This window comes from Salinimonas chungwhensis DSM 16280, assembly GCF_000378185.1.
Taxonomy (GTDB): Bacteria; Pseudomonadota; Gammaproteobacteria; order Enterobacterales; family Alteromonadaceae; genus Alteromonas; species Alteromonas chungwhensis.
Map to the genome: position 1 here is coordinate 53,624 of NZ_KB899394.1, position 1,736 is coordinate 55,359.

A 1,736-nucleotide genomic window follows, 5' to 3' on the forward strand; every position below is an offset into this window, starting at 1 on the left:
AGATACAAAAAAACCGCCTCAAGGGCGGTTCTCTTGTATCTGGCGGAGAGAGAGGGATTCGAACCCTCGATACGCTATAAACGTATACACACTTTCCAGGCGTGCGCCTTCAGCCACTCAGCCATCTCTCCTAAATACTTCAAAGTTTGTTCGAAGCGCGCGTATAGTAGGTAATGTTGCCTGATGAATCAAGGATTCTGCGTAAAAAAAACGACAAATGCCGATTAATTACGCAGATGTTTGCCTGGCCTTTAGCTGTGCAGAAAAATCAAGCATCCGATTTAAAGGAATCAGGGCTTTTTCACGCAGCGCATCGTCGACAAATATCTCATGGTCAAACGCTCCCTCAGTCAGGGCGTTGTGTATCGCTTCAAGCCCGTTCATTGCCATCCACGGGCAGTGAGCACAACTTTTACAGGTAGCCCCGTTCCCACCAGTGGGCGCTTCTATAAATGTTTTGCCAGGTGTAAGCTGTTGCATCTTATAAAAAATGCCCTTGTCTGTTGCCACAATGAATATCTCATTGGGCAACTCCTGAGAAGCTTTTATCAGCTGACTTGTGGAACCCACCGCATCAGCCATCTCAACTACCGATGCGGGCGACTCAGGGTGCACCAGAATAGCGGCTTCAGGGTATATCGCTTTCATATCCTGTAGCTTCTGCGCTGAGAACTCATCGTGCACAATACATTCGCCCTGCCACATCAACATATCTGCACCGGTTTGCTTGGCGATATACGAACCTAAGTGACGGTCAGGACCCCAAATAATTGGTTTGCCCTGTTCATCAAGATGCTCGACAATCTCCAGCGCGATACTTGATGTAACGACCCAATCTGCGCGGGCTTTTACGGCCGCGGAGGTATTAGCGTAAACCACGACCGTATGATCGGGGTGGGCATCACAAAAGGCAGAAAATTCTTCAACCGGGCAACCAATATCTAATGAACAGGTCGCCTCCAGCGTTGGCATAAGGACGGTTTTCTCGGGGCTCAAAATTTTCGCTGTCTCACCCATAAATTTGACACCGGCCACAATAAGCTTCTGCTCTGGCGCATCTCTGCCAAACCGCGCCATTTCCAACGAATCAGCAACACACCCACCTGTCTCTTCGGCCAACGCCTGGATCTCGGGATCGGTGTAATAATGCGCAACCATTACCGCATTCTGCTCTTTTAACAGTGACTTAATTTGCGCTTTAAGCTCACTCTTACGCTGCTCGGAAAGCTGAGCAGGCTTAGCAGGGAATGGATAATCAACTTGTTCTACGCGAAATGCGACTGACATAACGTACGACCTGACTTGACGGCACTTTAAATCGGGCAGGAAGTATACCCTACTGCCATAAAAAATTCATGTTGTAGAAATATGTTTAACTTAGAATAATTCAAGGGGCTGATGCCCTTTCAACTGTTAACTACATTTGTAGTAAAAAAGTTTGTAATAATTGCCGCGGTTCGTCGTGCAAATGTTTTAAAGCATGGATGAGCGCAAGAGATAATATCAACTCAATCGTTTTATATGCCGTCGTACTAAAGCACGTTCACCCTCGCTGTGCTCGGGATGTCGAACCGCTTCGCTGGTTCAAATCCTGCGTCAGCATCAGGGTTTTATTGAATAATACTGCTAGGGAAAACTTTATTGAAATGGTGGGTCGTGCTGGATGATTCGCCTGTTTCACAGGCTCACCCTGCGGGCCGTGCTAAAGCACGTTCACCCTCGCTGTGCTCGGGATG

1 protein-coding gene and 1 tRNA gene are annotated in these 1,736 nt (G+C 47.8%); both read right to left on the reverse strand.

Going from position 1 to position 1,736, the window contains the following annotated elements; translation table 11 throughout:
• Positions 1 to 40: 40 nt before the first annotated feature.
• Positions 41 to 131: transfer RNA gene (locus tag F458_RS0118175), tRNA-Ser, on the reverse strand.
• Positions 132 to 228: 97 nt separating this feature from the next.
• On the reverse strand, positions 229 to 1,287 hold the full coding sequence (gene nadA, locus F458_RS0118180; protein WP_018984872.1) for a quinolinate synthase NadA: 1,059 nt from the start codon (positions 1,285 to 1,287) through the stop codon (positions 229 to 231).
• Positions 1,288 to 1,736 lie beyond the last annotated feature (449 nt).